Here is a 21,885-nt window from a genome sequence, read left to right as displayed (position 1 = left end):
CGTCAAACCTCCCTGCCCCATACACTCTTGATCAGATCGAGAATTTCGGCGTTGACGCGGTCTGCGCTTTCCAGCGCCCGCTTCAGGGTTTCCCGGCCAACTTCACCGGGTTCGATTTCGTAAAGGCTTTTCTTGGCAACTCCGGCAGATGCGATGGCGGTCGATTCAATCGCTTCAGCCACCAGCACGTCCGTCCCGAACAGGTCGCGCATGGTGCCGGACATGATCTTCTGCGGTCCGTCATTGGGGTTGACCCTGGTCAGCAGAAATTTCGTGAAGTCATGTTCGAAAACTGCACCGCCTTCGGAAAGCGTGTGGGTCACATCCGAGATCATCTTCAGGAACTGGGAACACGAGGACACGTCGAGCATGGCCGGATGAACGGTGATGATGAGGCCGGTTGCAGCGTAAAGCGCGGCCATCGTGGTGTATCCAAGCGACGGCGGCGTATCGAGGACAACGATGTCGAAATGATCCTCCACCGACTTGATCACCGCATCGAGCCGCTGGAAGAAGAGGCCCAGCTCATCGGTCGTCCGTTCGGCCAGCGCAGTCGGCGTGTCGTATTCGAAATCCATCAGGCGCAAGTTGCCGCAGGCAAGGTGAATGCCCGGGAAGTAGGTTTCGCGAATAACCTCGGAAAAAGGCACCCGGTAATTGTCATAGCGCAGCGCGTCGTAGGTCGTGTCGGTGCGCTCGTCATCGTCCTCGCCGGAGCGAAGGTCGCGGTCCGGCTGAATGCCGAACGTCGTGGTCATGGACGCCTGCGGGTCCAGGTCAACGCAGAGCACCCTGTATCCCTGAATGGCCAGATAATGCGCCAGATGAACCGAAGTGGTCGTCTTGGAGCTGCCGCCCTTGAAGTTCGCGGCGGCAATCACCTGCAACTTCTCCCCCGCGCGGCGATGCGGCACGAGACGATGGGCGTCATCCGGCCGGAGTTCCGCCAGGAACTTTCTCAACTCCCAAACCTGCTCAACCGTATAGATCCGCCGGTTGTTTTCGGCGCGATGCGGCTGAGGTCCCTTGCCTTCAAGGGTGAGGGTGCGCAGCGTGCTTTCGGGCACGCCCAGCAGGCGCACCAGATCCGTGGTGGAAAACGTCCGGCCGAAAACCTTGCGGGCTTCCGGCGGATAGGTCATTTCGCGCATCGTCTGCAAACGGTCCGAAAGCTTCTGAGTGAAACTTTCGATCTTTGCGGTCGTATCGCGTCCACCGGAAAATTGTTCGGTAACGGCCATCAATGCCCTCTGACGGTTTTATGCCCGATATGAGCGGTAACTCCGTCATGGATGCCGGATTCCGGTAGATGGTGCAAGGAAATTTAAGTTAACGAAACCCTAACCCGCCAGAGTTGAACAAGCCGTTTCGGGCTTCCACGACGATTTTCCACCGCGGTCACAATGAACACCAGCGGGTTTTCCTGCTGCGCGCTTGCCAAGCGACCTATTTTTCTCCTTTACTTTCAATATTTTATCCTGACCTTCCAAACACGTGTGCACCGCGGGCTCTCGCGCTCGCGTTTTCTCGGACGGACCCGAAAAGGCTCATTGAGCTCAAACTTGTCCTGGAATTTTTTTGAGGTGTTTTGCCGGAGAAACGGAAATTTCGCGATCTATCAACAGAATCGCCTGTGTCAAAAACTGTAATGACCACGACAACCGACCGCTACGGAGCTTGCCGGCGTATCCAGTCCTGAGCGGCACAAACCTCAAGAACAAACATCGGCAGAGCGCCGGACATGGTCCCGCATGAAGGAGTGGTTGGCGTCGAGTGGGCATTTCGCAATTTCAGTTGGAAGACTGGACCGAAGTGCAACGACACACTCCAGGGGAGGCGATCAGCAGGTTGCGGCTGTGAATAGAAGACCGCTTGAAGTCATCAGGGCAATGTCTTCCGAATGACGGAACCCGCCTTTCACTGCCTAAATGCCCCCTTCTAGGGATCGTTGAAACTGAAGATATGCGGCGGCGGCTTCAGTCCGGTTCGAAACACCCATTTTCGAGATGATGTGATGGATGTGGAGCTTGATGGTGTGCTCCGACAACGAAAGATTTGCCGCTATATTCTTGTTTTGATGCCCCTGCGCGATCAGCGCCAGCACTTCAAGTTCTCTTGGCGTTAGCGACCCGACCATGTCCACTCCGCCGTTGTTTTTGGTATCTTGAGGACCGCGCGCCTTTTCAAGCCGTGTGCCTGGACCGGCGTCAAGCAGCTCGACAAGATCGGGCGGCATATAGGAACCACCCTGCAGCATTATCTGGATGGCGTAGAGCCACAGATCCAGCCTCAGGTTCATGGGGATGACGTTGTTGATGACGCCGGTGTTCAAGCAGTCCCGGATGTGCTGCCTTGAACCGTATTCACCGTTGAACGTCAAACAAAGGACCGCATTGGGAAACTTTTCCCGAAACTCAGGCAACAAATTCGCATTGGCAGCGCCGAACCCCTCATCGACAAGGATCAGGGTGGGGACCACCTTTTCACGCTCGGCCTTTTTTACCAGTGCTCTCCAGTCAGCTGACACCTGAACGAAGAGATCCGGCAGTTCTCGAAGCAATGCATTTTCCAGGGGCTCCGGCAATTTTTCCCTGGGGCCTATAAAAAATAGATGTCGGAAATGGTCAGACATTGAGAGCCTCCCGAATGACCATGCTCGACCTTTAGAAATTACGCAAAGGAACTAAAGATCATAATGCAGGCTGACAAGGATCAATAAGTTTCTAATTCCATTCAATTTTCAATTTAACGTACATAAAGATCAAAACGGCTGACTTATATGGATGTTTTTACCATGGCAAACTCAAAATCGAAACATGCTTATGCTTGGAGAGATATTTTCAGCATCCGAGAATAATGAAATGCGTTGCGATTTCCATACGGGCCTGAAAATCGACTTCCCCGGCGGCTCTGAAATCCCGGCGCTGGCTTTCTCGTCTGGCCGAACGCAAGCGGCAAGCTTGCCTGTGCCTGCGGGGTGATCACCATGACCTGCAGCAAGGCCAATCAGGCACGACGGAACCCCTTGGCGCTGCTTAGTGCGGCATATCCCTGAAGGGGCATACATCGTCCTCGAAAGGCACATGGCGCCGGCGGAACTCAGTGCCCTGCACGATATGCGGCTTGCTGATCCTGTCCATGCGGAAGTGACGAAAATCCTCACGAACGAAGTCCCAGGCCACAAGATACCAGAGCGGCGGCAAGATGAGCATAGCCTGGGGTTCAACCTCTCTGATCGTTTCAACGCCCTTGGCATCACGATAACAGAACCGCAGATGCAACTGCTGCAGAAACGCCGCCTCGAACGCAGGCAGCAATTCAGGATCAATTGTCCCAAGATTTGAAATGTCCTGCCTGGGCGACAACTGACCGACATACAAGCAGTCCAGAAGCCGGCGCAGGTCACGCACCTTCTCACCGGAAAGCCCCTTCTCAATCTTGGCAAGCCCTGCATCGGCGAGATCAGAAAAGGGAAGAGACCCGGCTGCGCGCATCGACGCCACGCTGATGATGAGCGCAAATACTTCAACCACCGAGAGACGCGCTGTGGTCTGCATCGATGCCGGATCGAGTTGCAGCCCGCCACCCCGACCGGACTCCGAATGAATGACGAAGCCCTGGTCGCGCAGCGCGCCGATGTCGCGCAGCACCGTTCGGCGGGACGCTCCGATTTCCCCGGCCAGGCCATCGACCGTTGAGGTTCCGTTGCGCCGGAGGATGCGGACAATGGCGTCGTGTCTGAGGCGGATGTTCATTTGCTTAAGGTATCACTTTCGGTGACAGAATTTGGCACCGATTTATCTTAGGTGGGTCATGTCAACTCAACAAGGAGAGTGAACATGACATCCCAAGACAAAGCACAAGCCATCTCCGCCAGGCCGGTCATCGTCAATCCGTGCCACCTGCACGATCCGACGCCAAACGGCTATAGCACCGCGGTCATAACCCCCGCCTCCGGTCGGCTCACCTTCATCTCCGGGCAAGGTGGACAGGATCAGACCGGTGCACTGTCGCCGGATTTCGGAGAACAGGTGAAACAAGCCTATGCAAACCTCGCTGCCGTGATCGATGCGCTTGGTGCCCACCCGGATCAAGTCGTGAAACTGACCGTTTTGGTGGTCGACCATGATATGTCCAAACTCGGCGTGTTGACGGAGACTGTGAGCCGAATGTTTGGTGCCGGACTTCCAGCACAAACGCTGGTACCGGTACAAAAGCTTGCCATCGACCCCATGCTATTCGAGGTTGAGGCTGTGGTCTGCCTGGACTGACACCTGCACGGCACCGTTTTGCCTGGCACCCTGGCCTTCGGCCAGAGAGCCGGGGCGCTATGGTACTTTCGAAGTCGACGCCCTACTTAAATATACGCATGAAAAACGCGCATTGAAAATGCGTAAGATTGCAGGTACCTTCTGTCATCAGGATTGGACTGGTTTGGAAACACAATGGCACGCGTTCACCCTCGCAAGGCGACTAATTTGACCATCGATATGTCCCTCGTCGGTTCGGCAAAAGAACTGGGCGTTAATATCTCCCAGGCGGCCGAGGAAGGCATCCGTCGCGCAGTATCGCAAGCCCGTGCGGAACGCTGGAAACAGGAAAATCAGGCAGCCTTGAACAGCTCCAACGACTTTGTCGACCAACACGGATTGCCGCTCGAAACAAGTCGCCTGTTTTAATGGCCAGAAATCAGCTCTACCGCCTGAGACCGGATCGCGTGCTGGTGCTGGACGTGCAGGCCGACCTTCTGGAAAGTCTGAACACGCGTGTTGTCGTGCCGCTTCTGCCAAGGTCACGTGCCCCGGCTCCCGCAGCCTACCTGAACCCGGTCTTCAGCTGGGAGGGCGAGGACTACGTCATGGCAACCCAATTCCTGGCCGCCGTGTCGGTGTCCCTCCTTGGGGACCCGATCGGCAGCCTCGATGAGAACTTCGCCGAAATCACTCGCGCCCTGGATACTCTCTTCCAGGGGTTCTGACTGCCGCAGAAGCAAGGGCATTCGCGCAAAAGCGCCCCTCCTCGCTCAAGCCATGTCCACCCGGGTCTCGCTTTGCGCGTCGAAGTAAATGGCCTGATCGGTGTCATAGCCGATCCAGACCGTTTCATCGCCACCGGCCATATCCTGGCGCGGCGCAGTGACGATCAGCCTGCCGACGTCACTTTCGCAGTGAAGTACCAGATTGGCGCCGGTCATCTCGGAAAAGACAACCCGGGCCGGTATCGCAGCGGCCTGTGGCGATGATGTGTGAACCTTCATATGCTCCGGCCGCATGCCGACGGTCAGGCCCGTTTTGCCGGGCCAGAAAGGCAAGGCTTCTATGGGCAGAAAATTTGTCGGCAGCATGCCCAGGAACCCGGCAACGAAGCGATTTGCCGGCCTGTCGTAGATGGCGCCGGGCGTATCAAACTGAAGCAGATCGCCATCCTTCAGAACCGCGATCCGATCCGCGAGGGAAAGCGCTTCGCTCTGGTCGTGGGTCACATAGACGACCGTCGCCCCCAGTTGCCGGTGAAGCTCCTTGATTTCAGAGCGCATGGCGACCCGCAAAGCGTTGTCCAGATTGGACAGCGGCTCATCCATCAGGAAGATCGAGCTGTTGCGGGCCATGGCGCGGCCCATGGCAACCCGCTGACGCTGACCACCGGACAGAGCGCCCGGCTTTCTGTCGAGATAAGGCTCCAGCTTCAGCGTTCTCGCCACTTCCTCGGCACGGGCGTTGCGTTCCGCCTTGGCAACGCCGCGCAGTTCCAGACCGAAAGCGATGTTCTGGCGCACATTCATATGCGGATAGAGCGCGTAGTTCTGGAAGATCATGGCAATGTCCCGATCCTGCGGGGCAACGTCGTTGACGCGCTTGCCGCCGATCCGGATATCGCCCTGGTCGCATTTTTCGAGACCTGCAATGAGACGCAACAGCGTGGATTTCCCGCAGCCCGACGGACCGACGATGACGATGAATTCCCCGGCACGCATATCCAGCGATACGCCATGCAGGACTTCCGGTCCGCCCGGATAGGATTTGCGGATGTCCGTCAGCTCGATACCGCTCATGACCGTCGCTCCTCCTGCATCCCCTTGCGAATTTCAACCGCAAGGCTCGGCCGGTCGGTGGTGAAGACCTTCACACCTAGCCGAAGCGCTCTTTCAATCTGCTCGGCGCTATGCGCCGCCCAGCAGCCAAACTGAAGACCCGCGGTCTTGGCTGCGGCCATCAGCGCCTGGTCCGCGCAATCGACCTGAACACCGATTTCGGGGATCCCGTGTGCCTTGGCAACTTCAAGCGTACCCGCGGTTCCAAGCTGCTGCAGAACCGGCGGACTGACGAGCCAGAGCCGCGGCCGGTCCGTCGCTTCGGCCAGGTTATCAAGCGTTTCGATCAGAAAGGACGAAAACACCGTGCGCTCAAGCATGCCTTCCGCCGCAAGCAATGCAGCCACCTTCGGCACGAAATCCGCGTAGGGCCTGCGATCCGGCCCGGGCTTTATCTCGCAGCGGAAGTCGACCGAACTTCCGCGGTAAATCGCACAGAGCTCTTGCAGCGACAGCGGATGGCCACCGGCGCCATAATCGATCGTTGCCGCCCTGACCTCGGCTTCGCTCATCTCGCAGATTGCACCGGTCCTGTCGGTGGTCCGGTCAAGGGTCGCATCATGGTGAACCATGATGGCGCCGTCCATGGTCGGGTGAAGGTCGAACTCGACCTCCTCGAGTGCCATCTGCGCGGTGGCTGTGAAACCGGCCGGCGTGCTGTCGCCAAATTCAAGGGTGCCGCCACGGTGGGATGCAATACGTGTCATTGAAACTTCCATTTATTTGATCGCGCCCATGGTGATGCCACGCACCAGGTGCCGTTCGACGAATATGAAACCAAGCAGGACGGGAAGAATTGTGATGGTGGAGGCCGCCATTACCAGCGGCCAGTTGACGACATCTTCGCTCGGATTAACCCGATAAAGCCGCGCAAGGCCGATCTGGAGCGTGTAGAGATCTTTGTCACCGACGGCGACCAGCGGCCAGATGTAGTTGTTCCATTCCGTGATGAAGATGAACAATCCCATGGAGAAGATCGCCGGGCGGGCAATTGGCACGATCACTCGCCAGAGCACCTTCAACGGTGTTGCGCCGTCCATATAGGCTGCCTCGTCCAGGGCAACCGGAATTCCGCGGATGTACTGACGCAGGAAGAACGCCGCAAAGCCGTTGGAAATCGCCGGAAGAATGAGCCCCGCATAGGTGTCCAGAAGTCCGACCTTTGCAAGGGTGAGATAGTTCGGGATCAGCGAGATATGGCTGGGGATCATCAGCGTTGCCACCACGGCGGCAAACAACAGGTTGCCACCTGGAAAGCGGAACCTGGCAAAGGCGAAGGCCGCCATTGTCGACACGGTCAGGGCGATGACGGTGACGGATGCTGAAACGACAATGCTGTTAAGCAGATACCGGGCGAAATTGTATTGCCCGATGGCGAGTTCATAGTTCTCCAGCGTGAATTCGACCTTGCCGGTGTAATAACCGTCCACCGTCTGGAACGACATGAAGACCGAGTAGAGAACCGGCGACAGAAACAGAAGCCCTGCAACCAGGGCAAGGCCCGCGAGAAGGCGGCTGTCAGGCTTCATAGTGCACCCTCCGGCCAAGAACCCGCGCCTTGAAAAGCGCCAGCGCTGTCAGCAGCGCAAAAAGCACGACGGCAAGTGCGGACCCCTGTCCGATATCAAACAGCGTGAAACCGATACGGTAGAGCATGTTGACCAGCATGTCGGTCGCCCCCGCCGGTCCGCCCTTTGTCATGATGTCCACGACGGTGAACACCTGAAACGCCTCGATCACCGAGACGACCAGAAGAAAATAGGTGGTCGGCATCACCAGCGGCACGGTTACACGGCGAAAGACGCGGCCCTTTCTGCCGCCGTCGACGGCAGCGGCGTCATAAAGTTCCTGCGGGATTGCCTGGAGACCGGCAATGTAGATGACGATATCGTAGCCAAGCTGCTTCCAGGTGTTGACGATGATCAGCACGCCAAGCGCAAGCTGGGGGTCCTGGAGCCAGGGAACCTTGCCGAGACCGAGCGTTTGCAGGAAGGCATTGATCATGCCGTAGTCCGTCGCAAACAGCCAGGAGAACACCACCGCGATGGAAACGGTGGACGTGACGGACGGCAGGAACAGCGCACCGCGCAGGATGCGCGAGGGCAAGGCCTCTCGCACCAGATAACTTGCCACCACAAGCGCGAGGCCCAGCCGGATCGGCACGGACACGAGTGCAAAGATTGCAGTCACCTTGAGCGAGTTCCAGAACTCGTGGGACGAGAAAAGCAGCCGGTAGTTCTCAACGCCCACCAGGGGCATCGTCGGCGACAGGAAATCCCATTCCCGAAAGCTGAGATTGAGGCTGGAGGCAATCGGAATGTAGGTAAACACCGCGATGAAGGAGATCAGCGGCAGAACCAGAAAATAGGGTGTCAGGCGGGACAGCATCTGAAAGGCTCCGGAGACACCGGGCTTCTGCGGGAAGCCCGGTGTTTTTGGCGGAAGAAAGGGGCGATCAGTTGGTCCGCTCGGCTTCCTTGCGGGTCCGCTCGGCGAAATCCTTCAGCGTTTCCGCCGGCTCACGCTGACCGAGGGCCATGGCCTCCCACATGTCGTATTCGGTTGCGCGCATCCAGGTGACCACCGGCGGGCGCGGACGGCCACGGGCGAAGTCGAGCTGGTCGATTGCCACCGTGATGCCGGGCTTGTCCTGGACGGCTGCGGCTGCCAGCGGCTGCTCGGCCGTGTGCTTGTTGATCGGCATGTAGCCGGTGCCGGTGAACCAGATGGCGTTGGATTCAGGCGATGCGGCAAAGCTGATGAACTTGTACGCAGCGTCCTGGGTTTCCTTTTCGGCAGTAGACAGGATGCCGATGCCGGCGCCGCCGATCGGCACGGCACACACCTTGTTGCACGGCATCGGACGAACCGCCAGGTTATCGCCGAGTGCCTTCTTGGAGCGGCCGTAGTTGCCGGTCGAATTCAGCATGATGCCGACCTTGCCGGCCAGAAACGCGTCCCTGCCGTTGTTTTCCTTGGTCACGCCGTCGGCGGAGGCAACCTTGTGCTCATGCACCAGCGAGGCCATCCATTCATAGGCTTCGATCGTGTTGGGGCTGTCGATCAGGATTTCGCCGGTCTTGCTGTCGATCAGGTCGCTGTCGTTGTCCATGATCAGACCCCAGCGGGCAAACTGACCCGGTGCGGCAATGCCGGTGATGCCTTCATCGCCCAGCTTCTCGGTGATCTGCTTGGAAACCGCCAGCAGATCATCATAGGTCTTGAGAGCCGGTTCTTCGGCAAAGCCCGCCCGTTCGAAGATTTCCTTGTTGTAGTAAAGAACCGGCGTGGAGGAATTGAACGGCACGATGTAGTTCTTGCCTTCAAAGACGCCGACTTCCCGGGCGAAATCGAACAGGTCGTCCTTCAGCGGATCGGCGTTGACCTTCTCGGTCAGATCCATCAGAACGCCGCGGTCGGCGAAGAGGCCGTAGCGGGTGACTTCCATGATCACGGCGTCAGGTGCCCGGCGCGCCGGAATGGCAGCCTGAAGCTTGGTAACGATGTCGTTGTAGTTGCCAATAAACTGGGCATCTATCTTGATGTCAGGGTTTGCCGCCTGAAAATTTTCGATGATCTTGCCAAGCGCTTCGCCACCGCTGCCATCAAAGCTGTGCCAGAATTCAACCGTGACTTCCGCCTGCGCGGCGCTGAGGCCGCCGGATAGGCCGATAAGACCTGCCAGCAGCAGTTTCTTCAAGTTCTTCAACATGACGTCATCCTTGTCAGAGTGAACTATTTCCGTTTGCGCATGAGAGTTCGCCGCCGGTTCGAACGGCGGTCTTTTTTGGTTTGTTCCGTGATGCCCGTATGCCGCCACGCCCCATGACGAAGGCTCAGCCTGGCAAGCGGGTTTACCTGCGCCAGCGAGGCGGCAGGGATTGACGAAAGGCCTTGAATTCCTCCAGCGAACGGATCGACTTGCCCCCATCGATACCGGCCAGATCGAGAATGATTGCATTGGCGATGGTCATCGGCACGACCAGCGACTGGGATTCGCCCGCCTCACCGCGCGAGGCGCAGATCTGGTGATCGGGTGCGGGGTCGAAGCGGGCGGCAAGCAGGTCCGTCAGCGCCAGCCTTTTTGCGCCGCGCATGGCCGCGATGCCGTTTGCATCGCTGATCTGTTGCGACGGACGGCGAAAGGCGAGCAGCCAGACGACATCCTCCGGCGAAAGCGTGTTCAGCATCTCCGCAAAATGATGCGTGCGATCGCCAAGGTCGGCCACGTCATAGCCGGACCTCTGCAAGCGCAGGGTAATCAATGAGGACAGGCTAGCCGCGTGGCCGCGGCCGAAAATGAAGATCTTGCGAGCGTCCCGCAGGGTTTCGGAGAAACTGCGGATGTCGCTGTCGGGTACGGCAGTGCGCAAGGCTTCAAGCGCCGCGATTTCACTGTCGAGCACCGACGACAGCACCTGCCCTTCCTCCGCCCGCACCAGCCGGGCTGCCATCCGCGCGGCCGGGTTCTCGAAATCGTTGCCTTCGTCGACTAGACTGGACTGGAGGTAGGCCCGGAACTCCGGATAGCCCTCAAAGCCGAGCCGCTTGGCCAGACGAACAGCGGCGGCGGGATGCACGCCCGCACGAAGGGACACTTCCTTGCCGTTTTCAATGGCGGCGCGGACCGGATCCTTGACCAGAACATCGAGAAGCCGTGTATCGGAGCCCGTCAGCCGGGAGGCGTTGCGGGTAATAAGATCGGACAGGAAACCGGTAGATGGCGCAGCTTTTGACATGCCGCCGTTCTAGGCCTGCAATTTGAATTGCAGGCTACAATTCGATGAAATTTTTATTACAAAACCATGCCCAGCCGGCGGCATGGGCGACGAAACAAGCTGTAAACCGTCCAGCCGGCTCAGGTCTTTCGTTGCAGTTTGAACCGCGAGACAAATTCAGCGGCAAGAGACGCGTCTCCCGACACCTCAACCATGCCTTTGGCGATCAGATCCGCAAGCGGAACAGACCCATAAATAGCTGCGGCCATCTGGTTACCGTTGGCCGACAGCACAAAGGGCGCGTCAGCACGGGAAACCGCCTTGGTTTGGACCCTGCCGGAAATCAGCTGCATCTCGAATGCCTCGCCCTTGAAATCGAAACCGGCAAGCGCGTCCTTTTGCGTCGCGGCCTCCGGAACGACGTTGACCCCCATGGATATCATCAAGGCAGACGGGCTTATAAAACGCGTCGGGTCGTGACCGGGCACCAGCAACGCCCACCGGCAGAGCGCTTCAAGTACGGGCAGCAGGGCATGGCCAGCTTCCGTAAGGGAATACACCGCCAACCGCTCGTCGTGATCGACGACATCGACCTCGACGAGCTGGGCCAGCCGGCCGGTCAGAACGCTCGCGGTTATGCCTGGTAATCCGGCGCGGATCATCTGGAAGCGTTTCGCTGAAAACATAAGCTCGCGCACAACAAGCAGAGCCCATCTGTCGCCTATCAGGTTCAGGGCGTGGGCGGCCAGGCAACCCTCGTCGTATCGAAGGCGTGTTGTTGTTTTTGTCTCTTTAGTCATTTTTTCATACTAACAGTTGTTTTTTCATACTAACGCTGTCACGATAATCTGCAACCGGGATGTTCCCATCATCCCGTCAAAACGGAGGAGATGATCGCCATGTCCTATTTCACAGGTGCGGTAGCGGCTGTTCCGGCGGCAAACAAGCAGAAATATGCGGATCACATCACCGCGGCCTGGCCGCTGTTCAAGTCTTACGGCGCTACTCGCATGGTCGAAACCTGGGGCGTTGATGTACCGAAGGGCAAGGTCACAGACTTCTACGGCGCCGTCGACGCCAAGGAGGATGAGGCAATCGTGTTTTCCTGGATTGAATGGCCGGACAAGGCTGCTGCAGATGATTCCTGGAAAAAGATGCAGAACGACCCTGCCATGAAAGAAATCCCGGAGATGCCTTTCGATGGCAGCCGGATGATCTTCGGCGGATTTTCCCCTGTCTACGAGGCAGGCAAACACAGCGATGCTGGCTATTATCAAGGGTTTGTGCTGGCGGTTCCCGAAACGAACAGGCAGACCTACACCGAGATGGCGGACGAAGGCTGGAAGATGTTCGAAAAATTCGGCGCTCTCGGGATGATCGAAAACTGGGGCACGGATGTTCCACGTGGCCAGAAGACCGATTTCTACAGGGCATCCATGGCGGAAGATACGGAAGTTCCCGTCTTCAGCTGGGTCGCCTGGCCGGACCGGGCCACATGTGATGCCGCCGCCAAAGAAATGAAAGCGGGGATGGCTGACATGGACATGTCCGCAATGCCTTTCGACGTAAAGCGGATGATGTGGGCCGGTTTCGATCTGCTCTTCGACTCGGAGGAAGCGGCATGACCCTGATCCTCTACACCTACGACTGGCTGCCGGAGTTTCCCCGTGGGTTCGTAAGGGACCTGCGGGTTCGCTGGTGCCTGGAGGAGATCGACCGGTGCTACCAGGTTGCGACAGTGCCCGCGCACCCCAAGAGCGCCGAACACCGTATGCTGCAACCATTTGCACAAGTACCTGCAATCCGCGACGGCGAGCGGACGCTTTTCGAAAGTGGAGCGATCCTTGTCTACCTTAGCGAAGGCACACAGTTGTTGCCCGACGATCGGAAGGCGGAAATCTGGCAGTGGTTGTTCGCAGCGCTGAATACGGTTGAATTGTCGGTGATGCACTGGGTCAGCATGATCCTGGCCGAGCGGGTGCCCGAGTTCTTTGGCCCTCCTCCGGCTGCGGACGTCACAGCTCACGCCAAGGCAGATGTGGATAGCAAACTGGCTGCACTGCAACAGGCTCTGGGCGAAAGTGAGTGGCTCGCCGGTGACTTCAGCATTACCGACATTGCGATGGTGGAAGTGCTGCGCGTTGTTGCGGCCGAAGAAGCTCTGGAGGACTATCCGCGTCTTGCAGCCTACGTCGAGCGGGCGACGTCCCGGCCAGCTTTCAAGAAAGCCATGGCGGATCACATGGCGCATTGGCAAGCTGCGGACGCCGCGCAAGCGGAACGCAGCGCGGGCTGACCAAGGCTTTCTGCCAGATCATTTCACGCCGTTCAGGGCCCGCTGGTACTGGGCCCTCTTGGGCGACGGTATACCCCCAGGAATGGAAACAATGTCGATTGCTAAGAACACGATTTGCCTCTGGTTCGATAAAGACGCCGAGGCTGCTGCGCGCTTTTACGCAGAAACTTTCCCAGACAGTTCCGTGAAGGCCGTACACCGAGCCCCCTGCGACTACCCTTCCGGGAAGGAAGGCGACGTTCTGACCGTGGAATTCACGGTAATGGATGTTCCTTGTCTGGGGTTGAATGGTGGCCCCATGTTCAAACACAACGAAGCGTTCTCGTTTCAGGTCTCGACCGAACACCAGGAAGAAACCGACCGCTACTGGAACGCCATCGTCGACAACGGCGGTGAGGAAAGCGAATGCGGGTGGTGCAAGGACAAATGGGGCATTTCCTGGCAAATCACCCCGCGCGCGCTGATGGAAGCCCTGGCTGCGGGTGGTGGCGAAGCAAAGCGTGCCTTTGGCGCGATGATGGGAATGAAGAAAATCGACGTGGCCGCCATCGAAGCTGCTCGCCGGGGCGACTGACAGCCCCCGGACGGGGCAGCCTCCTTAGGCCCCTCGCTTCAGCTGGAGCTGTCGGCGGTCGTCTCAGCCAGCGCCATCTTGATTCCGGCCTCCTTGAGCATGATCTCCGAGACCTCGAAACTGTGATCGAGCTTGCCGTCATGCGATGGTCTGGGCGGGCATTCCACGCAGGACAGTCCACTTTGAATGATAGCCCTGGCACAATCGGCGCAGGGGAACCGGTTGACATAGAGTGTGCAGCCGGCAAGCGCGACGCCCGCGCGGGCCGCGTTGTAGATCGCATTGCGTTCGGCGTGCTCCACCCAGAAGAACTTTTCGCCGCTCGGGCGGTCGAGACGGGTTTCGTCCGTGCCGCAGACCCCGCGCGGCAGGCCGTTGTAGCCTGTTGCGCGGATTTCCTGGCCAGGTCCGACAATGACCGCGCCCACCTTGAAGTCGCGATCTACAGACCATTGTGCGATGTGATCGCACAGGCCGAGAAACCGGTTGCGCCATTTGCCGGGATTGCTGTCCAACGTGCTTCTCCTAACCTGCAAACAAGTAGCTTGTCTTGACCGTGGTGAAGAACTCCGCCGCGTAGCGGCCCTGTTCCCGCGGGCCGAAGGACGATCCCTTTGTGCCGCCGAAGGGAACGTGAAAATCAACACCGGCAGTCGGCAGGTTCACCATCACCATACCGGCCCTGACGCGTCGCTTGAAGTCGCGGGCGTGCTTCAGGCTTGTGGTGCAGATACCGGCTGACAGGCCGAATTCGGTATCGTTTGCGACCGTAATGGCTTCCTCGAAGTCTGCCACCTTGATGACGGATCCGCAGGGACCGAAAATCTCCTCCCGATTGATGCGCATGGAAATGGTGGTCTCCAGAAACAATGCCGGAGCCTGAAAATAGCCGGGCACGTGAAGTTCGAGCCGCTCTCCGCCAATCACCTTTGCGCCTTCCTTGCGGGCGAGCTCGACATAGGCAAGGTTCGAGGAGAGCTGCTTTTCGTCGACCACCGGACCGATCTGGGTCGCAGGAGCAAGCGCATCCCCCACCTTGAGGGCGAGCATCGCTGCTTGCAGCTTCTCAACGAAAGCGTCGTGAATGCCTGCCTGCACGATCAGGCGCGAGGACGCGGTGCAGCGCTGGCCGGTGGAAAAGAATGTTCCATTGAGGCACGCGGAGACGGCGACATCCAGATCGGCATCATCCAGCACCACCATCGGATTCTTGCCGCCCATTTCAAGCTGGCACTTGCGTTTCAGCCGTCCGCAGTCGTCCGCGATATGGCTTCCCGTGGCAACGGACCCGGTGAAGGAAACCGCATCGACATCCGGATGGGTGACAATGGCCTCGCCAACGACAGAGCCGCGTCCCATGACCAGGTTGAAGACACCGGGCGGACAACCGCATTCATTCAGCAGTGTTGCAATCACATGAGCGCAGCCCGGCGTCAGGTCGGCAGGTTTCAGGACGACGCAGTTGCCATAAGCCAGCGCGGGCGCGGCCTTCCAGGCGGGAATGGCGATGGGAAAGTTCCAGGGAGTGATCAGGCCGATGACGCCGACCGGCTCTCGCGTGACTTCAACGTCGATATCCGGCCGCACGGAGGCCTGCAGGTCGCCGGACACGCGCAACGCTTCACCGGCAAAGAACTTGAACACCTGCGCAGCGCGCATGGTTTCGCCGATGCCTTCCGCCAGAGTCTTGCCTTCCTCGCGCGACAGCAGGCGGCCATATTCCTCTGCCCGTTCCGCCAGCTTTCGCCCAACCGCTTCCAGGAGATCATGGCGAGCCTGCGGCGTTGCCGCTGCCCAGCCAGGCGCGGCCTTGCGCGCTGCCGCAACGGCGGCGTCGACATCGTCAACGCTTCCCTGGGCATAAAGGCCGACAACATCATCGGTATTCGAAGGATTGCGGTTTTCGGAATAGGTGTTGGAAGGCAGCCATTTGCCGCCGATCAGATTGTCGTGTTTTGTCATTGGGAATTCCGGTTTCAAAGGGTTTCGGCAATGCGGTCGAGAGACCCGCATGCGGCAGCGTCCAGATGTTGAAAGGGAGGCAGGACACGGTTCCAGGCACTTTCAGCCGCGCGCCGACCGACAAGATATTTGACCGCCGGAACCAACGGGTGGGCAGCAATGTCTGCCCGGATGCCGGCAACCCGGTTTGCCAGTGCCTTGTCTGCGGGGTCTTGCAGAAGCTGCGCGCAAAGGGGCGCGCTGATGTTCACGGTTGCGGAAATACAACCTGCGAAACCGGCTCCGGGCCCCTCCGCGAGCGCCGTTTCAGAACTTGGAAACACCTTCAGCTCAGGCAGCCGCCGGACAAGTTCCCGGCAATAGTCGAGATCGCCAGAAGAATCCTTGATACCCGTGAACCGTTTCGGATGAGCTTTTGCCAGACGCTCAACGACATCCGAGGGTATCTTCAAGCCCGTCATCTGCGGGAAATTATAGAAATAGATCTCGATTGGCGTGTCGCCGAGTGCCCGGTCCAGAGCTTCGTACCAGGCAACCAGCCCCTCTTCGGTGACAGGCTTGTAGTAGAACGGCGGCAGGACCAGCGCGACGCCATAGCCCATGTCGGCGGCTGCACGCGTGAGGTCCAGCGTGTCGTCAAGTGACGTCAGCCCTGTGCCAACCATCAGCCGGCTTGTGTCAAAGGCCTCCGCTGCCCAGGCCATCACTTGCTTGCGATGGGCCAGACCGAGAGAATTCGCCTCACCGGTCGTTCCCAGGATGTTCAGGGCATCGCACCCGTTGGCCAGTGCCCAGGCGCAATGTTCCAGAAAGGCGTCTTTCACTGGTGCGCCATGCGCATCAAGCGGTGTCGGCACCGCCGCAACAATCCCCTTCATGTCGTCTGTTCCTCAAAATCTTGTTTGCAAAAGTCCCGCACCGCTGGGTGGTCCCGGAAAGGCGTGTCGCCCCGGGTCCAGCCGCCCGGCGAGACCAGTCCTCCGTCCGGGGCTTGGAAAACATCCTTGTTGATCTCGATGAACGCCCGGTCCGCGCCGGTCACCTCGTCGTCGTAGCGGATCGCGTCGACCGGGCAGATGCTCTCGCACATGCCGCATTCGATGCATTCTTCAGGGTGGATGTAGAACATCCGCTCGCCTTCATAGATGCAGTCGACCGGACAGGACGTGGTGCAGATCCCGTCCTTCACATCAATGCATTCGCTCTTGATGATCAGCGCCATCTTGATCTCTCAACTCATCTGCCTTGCCAGACTGGAGCGCGCTTTTCCCGGAACGCCCGAACCCCTTCGAGGGAATCCTCGGATGTAAGGGCCGCGATCAATTCGGGCGACCGCACAGCCTGGGCCTGGTCGGGCGGCAATTCTGCCGTTTCGCGTACGGTGGTCTTGATCGCCTGCACGCACAGCGGCGCACTTGCCAGAATGTCGGCAATCCAGCGGTCCACCTCCGCATCGAGTTCATCCTGCGGGACGACAGCATTGACGAGCCCGTAGCGCTCCATTTCCGCCGCGCTCGCCATCCGGCCGGTCATCATCAGGCCGACCGCGATGTTTCGGGGGACGAGACGCTGAAGCAGCGTCATCCCGCCAGCCAGCGGCAGGTTGCCGACCTTTGCTTCGGGCAGGCCAAACCTGGCCGTTTCACTGGCAATCACAATGTCGCAACCAAGAACCATTTCCATGCCGCCGCCGAGTGCCAAACCGTTGACACGGGCAATCACCGGCACTTTCAACGAGCGCCTCAGGGCGATACCACCGAACCCCAGCGGATTGGCGGACGCCCAGTATTCCAGCCCGCTCAGGCCGTTATTATCCTTCAGGTCCGCACCGGCGGAAAAGGCGCGTTCCCCCGAACCGGTCAACACCACGCAGCGCACGGTGGGATCGGCTTCGACCTTCCGCCAGATGGTTTCCAGTTCGTCCGAGGTTGCCCTGTCGACCGCGTTCATGCGCTCCGGGCGGTCAATGACGACCCGGGCGACATGGTTATCAAGGGTGAAAAGGACGCTCATTCCGCCGCCCCTGCCACCTGCTGCAGGCCGAACTCCGCAATGACCTCATCGGTGTGTTCACCCAGGCGCGGCGGTGCGTGCCGCAGTTTCAGGGGTGCTTCACTGAGGTGCACGGGTGACCCGACGACCCTTAAGGGGCCAAGGACAGGATGGTCGAAATCCAGCAGCATGCCGTTGATGGCAGTCTGCGGATCCTCAAGTGCCTCCCCGAGCGCACGAACGGGCGCGCAAAGCAGGTCCTGCTCTTCCAGCCTGGCAATCCAGTGCGCCGTCGTGTCGGTTGCGAACACCGCCCGGAAACGGTCCTGCAGGTAGGGCTTGTTGGCACGCTGGCTGGCGAGGTCCGGATAGGTGGGCGAAAGGTCCTCGATGCCGAGCGCGGTGCAGATGTCACGCAGCGGGTTCGCCTTGAAGGCACCGACCACTACCAGAGCACCATCGGTGGTGTCAAAGACACCGGTCAAGGGCATGGCGGCCCAGTTCAGCACTTCACGGTGCTTGGTCCACTGGGCGGCCTCCTGCATCTGCATCGCGATCATGGAATCGTAGAGCGAAACGGAAACCCGCTGGCCGCGCCCGGTCTTCGTCCGTGCCAGCAGGGCCGCCAGAATGCCCTGAACCAGATGCATGCCCGCCGTGTAGTCGCACAAGGTGGTTGGATAGATGGACCGCTCGATCGACGGATCGGCGGTCTTTTCCATGACACCGCTCATCGCCTGGGCCAGAACATCCTGACCGCCCTTGTGGGCATAGGGGCCCTTCTCGCCAAAGCCTGTTCCGGACGCACAGATGATGCGGGGATTGATGGCCTTCAGCGCGTCATAACCGAAGCCCAGCCGGTCCATGACACCGGCGCGGAAATTGTCGACGACCACATCCGCGTTGCGCACCAGATCGTACACCATCTGCTTGCCCTCATCGGACTTGGTATCGATCTCGACAGACCGCTTGTTGCGGTTCAGCGACGAGAAGACGGCATTGTTCATGCCCTCTTCCGACCGCACGTCGAAGAAGTGCCGCGACAGGTCGCCCGCACCAGGGCGCTCGATCTTGATGACGTCTGCGCCGAAGTCGGCCAGCATCTGGGTTGCACATGGGCCCAGCATGACCTGTGTAAAGTCCAGAATGCGGACGCCGGAGAGTGGGAAAGCTTGGGTATTCACGTTTGTTATCCTTTTTATTCTGCAGCGACGGTGCCTTCGACGAGCGCATTTGCTGATGGGATGTCGCCAGGATCTGCGCCCTGGGCACGCATGCGTTTCTGGATGGTTGCAACGTCGGCATCGCGCAGCGCACAGTTCTGTTCCAGCGCGACCGCCACCGCGACACCGGCTGCTTCCCCCTGGGCCATGCACGGCGGAATTTCCCGCGAAAGCTTCTGGGCTTCGCTTTCCACCGAGTAGTGGCGGCCGGCAACGATCATGTTGTCGATGCCCTTGGGCAGCAGAGCCCTATAGGGCGTGTAGTAGTCCCTGCCCCGGCAGACACTGTCGGAGAAATGGCGGCGGGAGCGCACGTCATCCCGCGTAACCACATATTCGCCCTGCAACAGGCGGGTCTGGCGAATGCCAAGCTGTTCGGCGGCGCCCAGCATCTTGGCGTTCTCGAAACCGGGCAGATTGGCGCGCACGAAGGCGAGCAGCTTCATCATGCGCTCGCGGCCTTCAATTTCCGCCCCCAGCATGTCTTCCGGCGACAAGCCGTCATATCCGGGCATGTGCGGGCAGTTGCACCAGACGATACCGGGCAGCGGCGTCTTCAGCCACCACATGCCCCAGGCACCGCCGATCACCCGGCGCACCTGACGGTCCAGGGCCTTGTATTCTTCCGGATTTTCGAATTCGAAGGCTTCTGCCTTGTCCGTGTCGACGTCGCACAGGCGGAACACGGTCGTGACGATGTACTGGCCGGTCTGGAAAGACGCCCCTGCCGAGGAAGCGACATCCAGATCGCCGCTGGCATCGATCACCATCTTCGCCTTGACGGCCTGACGGCCAAGCTTGGTCTGGCAGATCACGCCGGTGACACGGCCATCCTCAACCAGCGCTTCGGAGAACCAGGAATGCAGGCGCAGATGGACACCTGCCTCACGCGCCAGGTCGAGGCTCACCCGTTTCCAGCAGTCGGGATCGAAGGCAACAGCGTGAATGATCGGCTGCGGCATGCCGGTCTTGTGAAAATCGATGCAGCCCCAACGGGACCACTTCTTCCACATTTCCCAGTTGGTCAGACAATCTTCCGGCGGTGGAAACACCGCGCCGTCCTGCGCCGACATCCGGTCGACGAATTCGTTGACGATGCCCGTCGTGACGATTTCATTGCCCTCGTTGACCATGTCGTCGAGCACCAGAACCATTCCGCCGGAGGCCATGCCGCCGAGGTGGTGGTAGCGCTCGAGCAAGGTCACCGAGCAGCCGTTTCTGGCAGCCGATACGGCTGCACTCAGACCGGCGGGCCCTCCGCCGATGACGACCACGTCGCAATCTGCGACGACCGGAACCTGCTCATTGCGGCTCATGGAAATCTGCGTTGTGTTGGTGCTCATTTCGGCGCACTCCTCCCGTTGGGCCGCCAAGCGACGGCCCGGTTTCAGTTCAGGTTTTCGTTTGGTTCAGACCCGGCTCACCACCGCACGATCATGCGTTCTGCAATGGAAACGGCGGCAAACATCAGCACCGACAGGCCCGACGACAGGAAGACTGTCGCGTAGAGCAAGGCGGAGCGGAAATTGAAGGTCGCATCGATGATCAACGCGCCGAGCCCGACGTCGGCACCAACCCACTCCCCGACAATGGCGCCAATGACACAGGTGGTTGCCGCGATTTTCAACGCCGAAAACAGGAACGGCAGTGAAGACGGCAGACGGATCTTCCAGAACACTTCCGACTTGGAGGCGGACAGGATCCGTGCCAGTTCCAGTGCTTGTGGGCTGACCGACTGAAGTCCGCGCACCATGTTGACCAGCGTCGGGAAGAAACAGATCAAGGCAGCGATGACGACCTTTGCGGTCAGTCCGGCTCCGAAGATCAGTACCAGGATCGGGGCAATGGCCAGGATCGGGATGGTGTTGATGAACACCGCGATCGGGAAAAACGCCCGCTCGACCATGCGACTGTGCACGAAGGCCACCGCGATCAGCACTGCCGCCACATTGCCTACGACAAAGCCAAGCACGCTTTCGAACAGTGTCGGCCAGAAGTTCCGCATCAATTGCGGAAATTCGGTCGCCAGCGTCGTTGCGACCTCGCTCGGGGTCGGGGCGATATAGCTCGGCACGCCAAAGGCTCGAACGCCGATTTCCCAGGTGGCGATCAGCCCGACCGCTGTCAGCACCGGCGTTGCGACGGCGGTCAGCCGTGCCCTGCGCGCGATGGCCTTTTCGGCAGCATCATCGTCCACCGGCAAGCCAAGTGTTTCGTCGACGGCGGTCATCAACACGCCTCCAGAAGTTTGCGCAAATGCGCGGAGTATCGGGTGAATTCAGCCGTATCCCGCACCTCGGTGGTGCGCGGATATGGCAGATCGATTTCAACGATCTCGTGCAAGCGGCCCGGATGTGCCTTGAGCATCAACACCTTCTGCCCCAGGAATACGGCTTCCGGGATCGAGTGGGTTACGAACAGGATCGTCACGCCGGTTTCTTCCCAGACTTTCAGAAGCTGAAGGTTCAAGTGGTCGCGTGTCATTTCGTCGAGCGCACCGAAGGGCTCGTCCATCAGCAGCAGTTTCGGTTTGCAGACCAGTGCACGGGCAATCGCCACACGCTGGCGCATGCCTCCGGAAAGCTCGTGCGGCAATGCGTGTTCGCGGCCCTTGAGGCCGACCAGCTCGAGCAGCTCCATCGGCGACTTGTCGCTGACGGGGATCTGGATCCCACGGCTCCGGCCCATCTCCAGCGGCAGCTCGACATTCTCCAGCGCCGTGCGCCATGGCAGCAACGTTGCATCCTGAAACACGAAGGCGAATTCCCGTGCCAGACGGGCAGCTTCTGTCGTCTTGCCGAAAATCGACACGTCGCCGGACGCAGGCGGGATGAGATCAGACACCAGCCGAAGCAAGGTCGACTTGCCACAGCCAGACGGGCCAAGGATGGAATAGAAAGCTCCGGCCTCGATCTCCAGGCTGATGTCCTGGATCGCGGTGAACTGACCGAACTTGACCCAGGCATTGCGCAGGCTGGCTGCAGGCACCATCGTGCCTGCCTCCAGATTTTCCAATACCGCACCCATGG

The 21,885-nt window shown here is 59.4% G+C and carries 25 protein-coding genes; 6 read left to right on the top strand and 19 right to left on the bottom strand.

The window, feature by feature from the left end:
- Positions 1–2: 2 nt before the first annotated feature.
- From repA to V1T76_RS22180, 3 genes are all read right to left on the bottom strand, one after another.
- Positions 3–1,241: a plasmid partitioning protein RepA gene (gene repA, locus V1T76_RS22190; protein WP_006938437.1), complete on the bottom strand. Its 1,239-nt coding sequence runs from the start codon at positions 1,239–1,241 to the stop codon at positions 3–5.
- 683 nt (positions 1,242–1,924) lie between these two features.
- On the bottom strand, positions 1,925–2,632 hold the full coding sequence (locus tag V1T76_RS22185; RefSeq protein WP_330562866.1) for a response regulator transcription factor: 708 nt from the start codon (positions 2,630–2,632) through the stop codon (positions 1,925–1,927).
- A gap of 403 nt (positions 2,633–3,035) precedes the next feature.
- Entirely contained in the window at positions 3,036–3,755 is a 720-nt protein-coding gene (locus V1T76_RS22180; RefSeq protein WP_330562865.1) for a helix-turn-helix transcriptional regulator, read from the bottom strand.
- 84 nt (positions 3,756–3,839) lie between these two features.
- Between V1T76_RS22180 and V1T76_RS22175 the strand changes: the two genes are divergently transcribed.
- The 3 genes from V1T76_RS22175 to V1T76_RS22165 all read left to right on the top strand — a co-directional run bounded on the left by V1T76_RS22175 (position 3,840) and on the right by V1T76_RS22165 (position 4,978).
- Positions 3,840–4,271, top strand: a complete 432-nt coding sequence (locus V1T76_RS22175) for a RidA family protein (protein ID WP_330562864.1) — start codon at positions 3,840–3,842, stop codon at positions 4,269–4,271.
- A gap of 174 nt (positions 4,272–4,445) precedes the next feature.
- Complete coding sequence (locus V1T76_RS22170; protein WP_330562863.1) at positions 4,446–4,679, top strand: type II toxin-antitoxin system CcdA family antitoxin; 234 nt, start codon at positions 4,446–4,448, stop codon at positions 4,677–4,679.
- Complete coding sequence (locus V1T76_RS22165) at positions 4,679–4,978, top strand: CcdB family protein (protein WP_330562862.1); 300 nt, start codon at positions 4,679–4,681, stop codon at positions 4,976–4,978. Before V1T76_RS22170 ends, V1T76_RS22165 begins: the two co-directional genes overlap by 1 nt.
- Positions 4,979–5,023: 45 nt before the next feature.
- On the opposite strand, the gene V1T76_RS22160 is transcribed toward V1T76_RS22165, so the two are convergent.
- The 7 genes from V1T76_RS22160 to V1T76_RS22130 all read right to left on the bottom strand — a co-directional run bounded on the left by V1T76_RS22160 (position 5,024) and on the right by V1T76_RS22130 (position 11,609).
- Positions 5,024–6,052, bottom strand: a complete 1,029-nt coding sequence (locus V1T76_RS22160) for an ABC transporter ATP-binding protein (protein ID WP_330562861.1) — start codon at positions 6,050–6,052, stop codon at positions 5,024–5,026.
- Entirely contained in the window at positions 6,049–6,798 is a 750-nt protein-coding gene (locus V1T76_RS22155; RefSeq protein ID WP_330562860.1) for a glycerophosphodiester phosphodiesterase family protein, read from the bottom strand. Before V1T76_RS22155 ends, V1T76_RS22160 begins: the two co-directional genes overlap by 4 nt.
- A 12-nt stretch (positions 6,799–6,810) precedes the next feature.
- Entirely contained in the window at positions 6,811–7,620 is an 810-nt protein-coding gene (locus V1T76_RS22150) for a carbohydrate ABC transporter permease (protein WP_330562859.1), read from the bottom strand.
- Complete coding sequence (locus V1T76_RS22145; protein ID WP_330562858.1) at positions 7,610–8,479, bottom strand: carbohydrate ABC transporter permease; 870 nt, start codon at positions 8,477–8,479, stop codon at positions 7,610–7,612. Before V1T76_RS22145 ends, V1T76_RS22150 begins: the two co-directional genes overlap by 11 nt.
- Positions 8,480–8,546: 67 nt before the next feature.
- Complete coding sequence (locus tag V1T76_RS22140) at positions 8,547–9,803, bottom strand: ABC transporter substrate-binding protein (RefSeq protein WP_330562857.1); 1,257 nt, start codon at positions 9,801–9,803, stop codon at positions 8,547–8,549.
- 142 nt (positions 9,804–9,945) lie between these two features.
- The gene (locus tag V1T76_RS22135) at positions 9,946–10,830 is read right to left on the bottom strand and encodes a MurR/RpiR family transcriptional regulator (protein ID WP_330562856.1); all 885 of its coding nucleotides are present in this window, start codon (positions 10,828–10,830) and stop codon (positions 9,946–9,948) included.
- Between the two features lie 119 nt (positions 10,831–10,949).
- The gene (locus V1T76_RS22130) at positions 10,950–11,609 is read right to left on the bottom strand and encodes a winged helix-turn-helix transcriptional regulator (protein ID WP_330562855.1); all 660 of its coding nucleotides are present in this window, start codon (positions 11,607–11,609) and stop codon (positions 10,950–10,952) included.
- 99 nt (positions 11,610–11,708) lie between these two features.
- Here V1T76_RS22130 and V1T76_RS22125 point away from each other — a divergent pair, with 99 nt between their 5' ends.
- The 3 genes from V1T76_RS22125 to V1T76_RS22115 all read left to right on the top strand — a co-directional run bounded on the left by V1T76_RS22125 (position 11,709) and on the right by V1T76_RS22115 (position 13,679).
- On the top strand, positions 11,709–12,434 hold the full coding sequence (locus V1T76_RS22125) for a DUF1428 domain-containing protein (protein WP_330562854.1): 726 nt from the start codon (positions 11,709–11,711) through the stop codon (positions 12,432–12,434).
- Entirely contained in the window at positions 12,431–13,105 is a 675-nt protein-coding gene (locus tag V1T76_RS22120; RefSeq protein ID WP_330562853.1) for a glutathione S-transferase family protein, read from the top strand. Before V1T76_RS22125 ends, V1T76_RS22120 begins: the two co-directional genes overlap by 4 nt.
- 91 nt (positions 13,106–13,196) lie before the next feature.
- Positions 13,197–13,679: a VOC family protein gene (locus tag V1T76_RS22115; protein WP_330562852.1), complete on the top strand. Its 483-nt coding sequence runs from the start codon at positions 13,197–13,199 to the stop codon at positions 13,677–13,679.
- A gap of 38 nt (positions 13,680–13,717) precedes the next feature.
- Here the strand turns inward: V1T76_RS22115 and V1T76_RS22110 are convergent, their stop codons facing one another.
- The 9 genes from V1T76_RS22110 to V1T76_RS22070 form a co-directional block, all read right to left on the bottom strand.
- Positions 13,718–14,194 (bottom strand): deoxycytidylate deaminase, encoded by a 477-nt coding sequence (locus tag V1T76_RS22110; RefSeq protein WP_330562851.1) that lies wholly within the window; start codon positions 14,192–14,194, stop codon positions 13,718–13,720.
- 10 nt (positions 14,195–14,204) lie between these two features.
- Entirely contained in the window at positions 14,205–15,641 is a 1,437-nt protein-coding gene (locus tag V1T76_RS22105) for an aldehyde dehydrogenase family protein (RefSeq protein ID WP_330562850.1), read from the bottom strand.
- Between the two features lie 14 nt (positions 15,642–15,655).
- On the bottom strand, positions 15,656–16,519 hold the full coding sequence (locus tag V1T76_RS22100; RefSeq protein WP_330562849.1) for a dihydrodipicolinate synthase family protein: 864 nt from the start codon (positions 16,517–16,519) through the stop codon (positions 15,656–15,658).
- Positions 16,516–16,863 carry a 4Fe-4S dicluster domain-containing protein gene (locus V1T76_RS22095; protein ID WP_330562848.1) on the bottom strand — a complete coding sequence of 116 codons (348 nt, stop codon included), beginning with the start codon at positions 16,861–16,863 and terminating at the stop codon, positions 16,516–16,518. The genes V1T76_RS22100 and V1T76_RS22095 overlap by 4 nt, the downstream gene beginning before the upstream one ends.
- Before the next feature lie 14 nt (positions 16,864–16,877).
- The gene (locus V1T76_RS22090; RefSeq protein WP_330562847.1) at positions 16,878–17,654 is read right to left on the bottom strand and encodes an enoyl-CoA hydratase-related protein; all 777 of its coding nucleotides are present in this window, start codon (positions 17,652–17,654) and stop codon (positions 16,878–16,880) included.
- Positions 17,651–18,817, bottom strand: coding sequence for a CaiB/BaiF CoA transferase family protein (locus tag V1T76_RS22085; RefSeq protein ID WP_031269506.1), 1,167 nt, complete (start codon positions 18,815–18,817; stop codon positions 17,651–17,653). Before V1T76_RS22085 ends, V1T76_RS22090 begins: the two co-directional genes overlap by 4 nt.
- A gap of 14 nt (positions 18,818–18,831) precedes the next feature.
- Positions 18,832–20,199, bottom strand: coding sequence for an FAD-dependent oxidoreductase (locus V1T76_RS22080; protein WP_330562846.1), 1,368 nt, complete (start codon positions 20,197–20,199; stop codon positions 18,832–18,834).
- 77 nt (positions 20,200–20,276) lie between these two features.
- Positions 20,277–21,086 (bottom strand): ABC transporter permease, encoded by an 810-nt coding sequence (locus tag V1T76_RS22075; RefSeq protein ID WP_330562845.1) that lies wholly within the window; start codon positions 21,084–21,086, stop codon positions 20,277–20,279.
- Positions 21,086–21,883: an ABC transporter ATP-binding protein gene (locus V1T76_RS22070; RefSeq protein WP_330562844.1), complete on the bottom strand. Its 798-nt coding sequence runs from the start codon at positions 21,881–21,883 to the stop codon at positions 21,086–21,088. Before V1T76_RS22070 ends, V1T76_RS22075 begins: the two co-directional genes overlap by 1 nt.
- Between the last annotated feature and the right edge of the window lie 2 nt (positions 21,884–21,885).

Source organism: Roseibium sp. FZY0029, from assembly GCF_036350355.1.
Classification (GTDB): Bacteria; Pseudomonadota; Alphaproteobacteria; order Rhizobiales; family Stappiaceae; genus Roseibium.
Note: the sequence above shows the minus strand (reverse complement) of the source record. Positions and strands in the feature narration are given on the sequence as shown.

Coding starts and splice junctions, on each gene's coding strand:
- repA (WP_006938437.1), bottom strand. CDS start 1,241: ATGGCCGTTACCGAACAATTTTCCGGTGGACGCGATACGACCGCAAAG.
- V1T76_RS22185 (WP_330562866.1), bottom strand. CDS start 2,632: ATGTCTGACCATTTCCGACATCTATTTTTTATAGGCCCCAGGGAAAAA.
- V1T76_RS22180 (WP_330562865.1), bottom strand. CDS start 3,755: ATGAACATCCGCCTCAGACACGACGCCATTGTCCGCATCCTCCGGCGC.
- V1T76_RS22175 (WP_330562864.1), top strand. CDS start 3,840: ATGACATCCCAAGACAAAGCACAAGCCATCTCCGCCAGGCCGGTCATC.
- V1T76_RS22170 (WP_330562863.1), top strand. CDS start 4,446: ATGGCACGCGTTCACCCTCGCAAGGCGACTAATTTGACCATCGATATG.
- V1T76_RS22165 (WP_330562862.1), top strand. CDS start 4,679: ATGGCCAGAAATCAGCTCTACCGCCTGAGACCGGATCGCGTGCTGGTG.
- V1T76_RS22160 (WP_330562861.1), bottom strand. CDS start 6,052: ATGAGCGGTATCGAGCTGACGGACATCCGCAAATCCTATCCGGGCGGA.
- V1T76_RS22155 (WP_330562860.1), bottom strand. CDS start 6,798: ATGACACGTATTGCATCCCACCGTGGCGGCACCCTTGAATTTGGCGAC.
- V1T76_RS22150 (WP_330562859.1), bottom strand. CDS start 7,620: ATGAAGCCTGACAGCCGCCTTCTCGCGGGCCTTGCCCTGGTTGCAGGG.
- V1T76_RS22145 (WP_330562858.1), bottom strand. CDS start 8,479: ATGCTGTCCCGCCTGACACCCTATTTTCTGGTTCTGCCGCTGATCTCC.
- V1T76_RS22140 (WP_330562857.1), bottom strand. CDS start 9,803: ATGTTGAAGAACTTGAAGAAACTGCTGCTGGCAGGTCTTATCGGCCTA.
- V1T76_RS22135 (WP_330562856.1), bottom strand. CDS start 10,830: ATGTCAAAAGCTGCGCCATCTACCGGTTTCCTGTCCGATCTTATTACC.
- V1T76_RS22130 (WP_330562855.1), bottom strand. CDS start 11,609: ATGACTAAAGAGACAAAAACAACAACACGCCTTCGATACGACGAGGGT.
- V1T76_RS22125 (WP_330562854.1), top strand. CDS start 11,709: ATGTCCTATTTCACAGGTGCGGTAGCGGCTGTTCCGGCGGCAAACAAG.
- V1T76_RS22120 (WP_330562853.1), top strand. CDS start 12,431: ATGACCCTGATCCTCTACACCTACGACTGGCTGCCGGAGTTTCCCCGT.
- V1T76_RS22115 (WP_330562852.1), top strand. CDS start 13,197: ATGTCGATTGCTAAGAACACGATTTGCCTCTGGTTCGATAAAGACGCC.
- V1T76_RS22105 (WP_330562850.1), bottom strand. CDS start 15,641: ATGACAAAACACGACAATCTGATCGGCGGCAAATGGCTGCCTTCCAAC.
- V1T76_RS22100 (WP_330562849.1), bottom strand. CDS start 16,519: ATGAAGGGGATTGTTGCGGCGGTGCCGACACCGCTTGATGCGCATGGC.
- V1T76_RS22095 (WP_330562848.1), bottom strand. CDS start 16,863: ATGGCGCTGATCATCAAGAGCGAATGCATTGATGTGAAGGACGGGATC.
- V1T76_RS22090 (WP_330562847.1), bottom strand. CDS start 17,654: ATGAGCGTCCTTTTCACCCTTGATAACCATGTCGCCCGGGTCGTCATT.
- V1T76_RS22080 (WP_330562846.1), bottom strand. CDS start 20,199: ATGAGCACCAACACAACGCAGATTTCCATGAGCCGCAATGAGCAGGTT.
- V1T76_RS22075 (WP_330562845.1), bottom strand. CDS start 21,086: ATGACCGCCGTCGACGAAACACTTGGCTTGCCGGTGGACGATGATGCT.
- V1T76_RS22070 (WP_330562844.1), bottom strand. CDS start 21,883: ATGGGTGCGGTATTGGAAAATCTGGAGGCAGGCACGATGGTGCCTGCA.